Annotated in this window: 6 protein-coding genes; all 6 read left to right on the top strand. The window is 51.3% G+C overall.

Translation table 11 applies throughout. From position 1 onward, the window contains the following. On the top strand, positions 1-164 hold a 164-nt coding region (locus ACESLU_RS10695; RefSeq protein ID WP_372638642.1), incomplete at its 5' end, for a topoisomerase C-terminal repeat-containing protein. 100 nt (positions 165-264) lie between these two features. Then, the gene (locus ACESLU_RS10690; RefSeq protein ID WP_372638641.1) at positions 265-834 is read left to right on the top strand and encodes a hypothetical protein; all 570 of its coding nucleotides are present in this window, start codon (positions 265-267) and stop codon (positions 832-834) included. Positions 835-1,021: 187 nt separating this feature from the next. After that, positions 1,022-1,960, top strand: coding sequence for an RraA family protein (locus ACESLU_RS10685; RefSeq protein WP_372638640.1), 939 nt, complete (start codon positions 1,022-1,024; stop codon positions 1,958-1,960). 42 nt (positions 1,961-2,002) lie between these two features. Then, the gene (locus ACESLU_RS10680) at positions 2,003-3,430 is read left to right on the top strand and encodes a mandelate racemase/muconate lactonizing enzyme family protein (RefSeq protein WP_372638639.1); all 1,428 of its coding nucleotides are present in this window, start codon (positions 2,003-2,005) and stop codon (positions 3,428-3,430) included. Positions 3,431-3,472: 42 nt separating this feature from the next. After that, positions 3,473-4,867: an AGE family epimerase/isomerase gene (locus ACESLU_RS10675; protein WP_372638638.1), complete on the top strand. Its 1,395-nt coding sequence runs from the start codon at positions 3,473-3,475 to the stop codon at positions 4,865-4,867. Positions 4,868-5,155: 288 nt separating this feature from the next. Then, on the top strand, positions 5,156-5,704 hold a 549-nt coding region (locus ACESLU_RS10670; protein ID WP_372638637.1), incomplete at its 3' end, for an amino acid--tRNA ligase-related protein.

The raw sequence follows: 5,704 nt of genomic DNA, 5'->3' as shown, positions 1-5,704 counted from the left end.
TGGGCGATCATCCGGACAGCGGTAAAAAAGTGCGTGTTATGGACGGACGTTACGGGCCGTATATCAAGCACGGGAAAAAGAATATCAGTTTGCCCAACGACTTTGATCCCGAAGATGTTTCGATGGATATTGCCGTCCAGCTTATTGAAGAGAAGGGAAAGTAATAACCGTTGGAAGCGAGATATTAACGATGCAGAGATTACTTTTTTGCTTTTAAAAATTTATACATGACAATGATCTGTTAGTTTTCTAATTTGATACGTCATGGAAAAAACATCAGAACACTGCTTCCAATATCCCGGTAACCTGCATGAGATCGACCTGGCGACGCTGGTCTCCATGTACCGCGACCGGGGAATTCCCAAAAAAGCCAAACCGGGCGAATATTTCGCCTGTGCAGCAACCGGCAACCTTATTAAAGAGGGGAAATGGTGGTTCGGCCAATATTATGAGCAGAAAGCGTGGGATAAGACGCTTACCAAGGGTAGCGAGGGATATCCGTTGACCGAAGTGGAAATGAATATTTTAGGGATGGCCTATACTGCGGACGGAGAAGCGCCACACCGTGATCATGTGGAACAGAACGCCGGTGTCATAAGCAAGCTCTCGTATATGATTATCAATGATTTGAAAGAGTTTGGCTTCCTGTCTATTGACGAGCAAAAGCGGCTGCTGATTACTCCCCGCGGCGAAAAGGCGTTACAGGGGATCGCGCGCCGACTGTACGGGAAGAGATTTCACGCCGATATGCTGAATATCAACCAGGGGACTGTAGCTCAGCCGAGGATAGAACGTGCCCGGAAGGAAGACAATGAACAAGCCAGTCTGTTTTAGTATAGTTTTCATGCCGAATACCTCGGGGACTTCATTGTGAAGTTGACCTGTTTGCTGCGTTGACATACCGGTTGCCCCGTAATGAAAAACCCCGATTAGCCCGCTCCCGGCACGTAGCAGGGGTGATGTTACCAATGTCTGGGATGTTTAGCACGATTTCCAAGGATCATCAAAACCAAAAAACGATATGAGATACCTGGAATCATTTTTTATAGTACTTTTTGCCTGTTGTTTGGGATTTCAATTGCCGTCGAATGCCCAGACGATTCCCAAAGAGAAGTTAATTGCTCTGACCCCGCAGTGGCAGGGGGAACGCTTTGAGGACGGTCGCCCCCGGGTGCCGGACCACATTCTCGAGCGCATGGAGCATGTGACCATTGAAGAGGCCTGGGGGATTATCCGCGGGGAAGGATACCACAATCAATTTGAAGGCGGGGAATGGGAAATTCTGCACCCCGATGAGCCTGTTGTAGGCAGAGCGCTGACGGCGACATACAGCCCGGCGCGTCCGGGGGTACAGGAGTATATAGACCGACAGGGCGAGAACGCGAACCGTTCGGGACCGCCCAACACCTGGCCGATTGACATGCTGGAACAGGGTGATGTGTATGTTGCCGACGGCTATGGCAAGGTGAAAGACGGTACCTTGATCGGCGACCGGCTGGGCAATACGATCTATGCCAACTCCGGCAACGGGGTTGTGCTGCATGGCTCCTCGCGCGACCGGGAGGGACTGGCTGGGATTGAGGGCTTTAATGCTTTTGTACGGGACTGGCACCCGTCGTATATCCGGGAAATGATGTTGATCGGGTTGAATAGTCCGACGCGGGTGGGCTCGGTGACGGTCATACCTGGAGACGTGGTGCTGGCCAAGCAGGATGGGGTGATCTTTATTCCGGCTCATCTGGCCGGGCGGGTGGTCTCACGGTCAGAAATGATCCGGACCCGGGATAGCTTCGCCCACGATCGCGTACGCAGCGGAACGTATACCGCCGGACAAATGGACACGGAATGGACCCAGGCAATCGAAGAAGACTTTACCCAGTGGGTAGAAAAGAATGCTGATCGGCTGAAGGAGGACCTTGGAGTCAGTCAAAGGACCATTAATGAGCTGCTGGAAGAGTAGCATACTGTAATTACCAACTTTAATCTGAAAGTATATATATAATTGAATAAGAAAAAGAAGCGACGTTGTGCAAAAGGGGAGAGCAGGCGAGAATTTTTAAAAAAAGCGGGGATGGGGGGACTCGGGCTGGGTTCGCTGGCATTGGGCCCGATCACGGAGCAGGTCAGGCACCTGAGCTCTGACGTAAATCGACATTCCGCCCCCTCAGATTTGGAGATTACTGATATGCGGATTGCGGAAGTGGACGGTATTCCTTTCCGGGTGCCGCTGGTCCGTATTGACACAAACCAGGGGATCTCCGGCTATGGCGAAGTGCGCGACGGCGGAGCCAAAGAGTATGCGCTGATGCTGAAAAGCCGTATTGTAGGGAAAAATCCCTGCAATGTTGAAAAAGTGCTGGGTATTATGGAACAGTTCCGGGGCGAAGGCCGGCAGGCAGGGGGCGTGGCGGCGGTCGAGATGGCGCTCTGGGATATCGCCGGCAAGGCCTACGGGGTACCGGCCTACCAGATGCTGGGCGGCAAATACCGCGATAAAATTCAGCTCTATGCGGACACCGCCGGAGCGAAGGACCCGCATGAGTTTGCCCGCAGGATGAAGGAAACCCGCGTCGATGCGGGGTATACCGCACTGAAGATGGATATTGGGATTGAATTACTTTCCCAGACCCCGGGCACACTGGTGAACTCCGGCGCGCATGTTCCCAAAGGCGAGCACCGGCTGCAGAGCCAGTATTCCGGAACCCCCGGTGAGTACGGACAAATTGATCACCCGTTCACGCGTATCCAGATTACCGAAAAGGGACTTGAACTGATGGAAGAATATGTTCGGGTCATGCGTGATACGATCGGCTACGAAATTCCTTTGGGGATCGATCATTTCGGCCATTTCGGGGTAAACGAGGCGATAAAGATCGCCCGAATACTGGAGCCGTATACCATCGCCTATGCCGAGGATATGGTCGCCTGGAAATGGACGGACCTCTGGAAGGAAATTACCGATGCCACCACAACTCCCACCCAGACGGGCGAAGACATCGGCACCTGGGAAGGGTGCAAGCCGTTAATCGACAACCGCGCCATTGATATTATTCATCCGGACCCGGGCTCGACGGGCCTGTTGGGGACGAAAAAGATCGGCGATTACGCCCAGGCGCAGGGCATCGCCATGAATCTGCATTTTGCGGGCTCGCCCGTCGGCTTTATGGCGTCGTTGCATGTAGCGGCGGCGACACAAAATTTTAATACGCTCGAACATCACTCGGTCGGTGTTGACCGCTGGTATGATATGTACGATGGCGATCCTGACATGATTTTTGATGCGGGCTATGCCACGGTGCCGGAGAAGCCGGGACTGGGAGTTGAACTGAACATGGATGTGGTGAAGGACAGCCTGATTGAAGGGGCCGGGTTCTTTGAACCGACGCCCGAATGGGACGAGATACGGACCTGGGACCGCCTCTGGAGTTAAGGGACCGGATTGGATAGACGCCGCAAATAATTACACACCAGAATGGTTTTTGATCATCAGTGGAGTAAAATATTCCTAAGCGGTACAGGCCTTGTATTACTGATTATGGTGATCGGGGGGTGCGGGGATCAGGGACCAGACTCACCGGAAGAGGAAGAGAGGTTCTCACGCCAGCAGCGTATTGCCGCTGAAGTCGACAGTGTGCTGAAGGATCAGTATCAGTTGTGGTATCCCCGGGTTATCGATCAGGAACACGGGGGCTTTCTGAGCCGTTTTACCTACGACTGGCGGCCTGAGGGTGCCCAGGATAAATTTATTGTCACCCAGGCGCGGCATGTCTGGTCGACCTCAAAAATGGCCCATCACAATGAACCTCATCGGGATTTCGAAAAGTACGGCAAGCACGGGTTTCAATTTATGCGGGAGGTAATGTGGGACCGGGAGCACGGCGGTTTTTTCGAAATGGTCACCCGAAAGGGGAAGGTGATAACCGGAGAAGATGGACAGATTCGAAAACGACTCTATGGAAACGCTTTTGCTATCTATGGTTTAGCCGCCTATTACCGGGTTTCAGAGGATAAGGAAGCCCTGCGTTTAGCGCAGGAAACCTTTCATTGGCTTGAGAGGGGAGCGTACGACCGGAAACACGGGGGATACTTTAACAGTTTGACAAGAGAGGGGCGGCCGTATGACGAGGATTTTCCCAAGGATTATAACAGCAGTATCCATATGCTCGAGGCTCTTGCGGAACTGCACCTGGTGTGGCCGGACAGCCTGCTGCAGAATCGTCTTTATGAAATGTTTCGAATTGTACGTGATACCATCGTCACGGATAAGGGATACATGAACCTGTACTTCCGCGAGGACTGGTCCCCGGTCACCTACAAGGATTCTTCACGTTCGCTGCAGGAAGAGCACCAGGCGACAGATCACATCACCTTTGGTCACGATATTGAAACGGCTTTTCTGCTGTTGGAAGCCGCCCATTCCCTGGGGTTTGATGCCGATTCAACACTCAAAAAGGCTAAAAAAATGGTGGATCATACGATCGACCATGCCTGGGATGAGAAGGAGGGAGGTATCTATGACTACGGCTATTATTTCCAGGGAGACGATTCGCTGACCGTAACGCAAACCTCCAAGGAGTGGTGGTCGCAAGTGGAAGCTTTGCATTCGCTGCTGATTATGGCCGATTATTTTGCCGGTGATCCACGCAATTATGCTGGTAATTTTGTCCGCCAGTGGCAGTATATCAAAAAATATATGCTGGACCATGAGCACGGGGGATGGTACCGGGGCGGTATCGATGAAAACCCGGAAGAACGAACATCGCCAAAAGCTACTATCTGGAAAGGAAACTATCATACGATCCGGGGATTGCTGAGATCCAGGGAGCTTCTGGAAAAGATGTCTCAAAACAGACATCCAATAAAATAATAGCTACCGTTGTGGAATCTGCACACAAATATAATTCTTTACCGGCCAAATACCTGTTTACAACTGATGATCCCTTTAATATAAAAAGGCAGGCTTTGGAAGCGAGGAGAGGCCGGGCAATCTGAGAGTCAGTTATGGAGCCATCTGCGCGATCCCGCGGGTTTGAGCAGGAGGGATTTCCTCAAAAATCCGGATCGTAAATAACATAGGCGATTGGTTTGCATAATACTTATTTTCAAGGCTTCTGAAAACAGATTATCAATATATTAAGTTAAGATAGTTTTATTTATGACGTGGAAACGAACCCACAACTGTGGAGAACTGACAGCGGAAAATACAGGTGAAGAGATTATTCTGAACGGATGGGTAGCCACCCGTCGCGATTTGGGCGGGGTTATTTTTATCGATCTGCGAGACCGTCATGGCATTACCCAGATTGTATTCAATGAGACGGATAAAAAGCTGCACGAGAAAGCCGAGCAGTTGCGCGGCGAATATGTGATCGGCGTGCAGGGAGTGGTTGAAAGACGGGATGAGGAAAATATAAATCCCGACCTTTATACCGGGGATATTGAAATTATAGTAACGGATCTCCAGATTTACTCAAAAGCGGAAACCCCACCTTTTGAGATCAAGGAAGATATTGCCACCGGTGAAGAGATCCGGTTGACCTATCGCTACCTGGACTTGCGCCGCCCCGATCTCCAGCGGAATATGGTTCTTCGCTCCGATTTCTACCAGTCGGTTCGCTCTTTCTATCATAATCGCGATTTTGTGGAAGTCGAAACACCGGTGCTGATGAAAAGTACCCCGGAAGGCGCGCGCGATTACCTGGTG

Origin of the sequence: Fodinibius sp., assembly GCF_041642155.1 — a bacterium.
In the GTDB taxonomy this organism is placed as follows: Bacteria; Bacteroidota; Rhodothermia; order Balneolales; family Balneolaceae; genus Fodinibius.
Note: the sequence above shows the minus strand (reverse complement) of the source record. Positions and strands in the feature narration are given on the sequence as shown.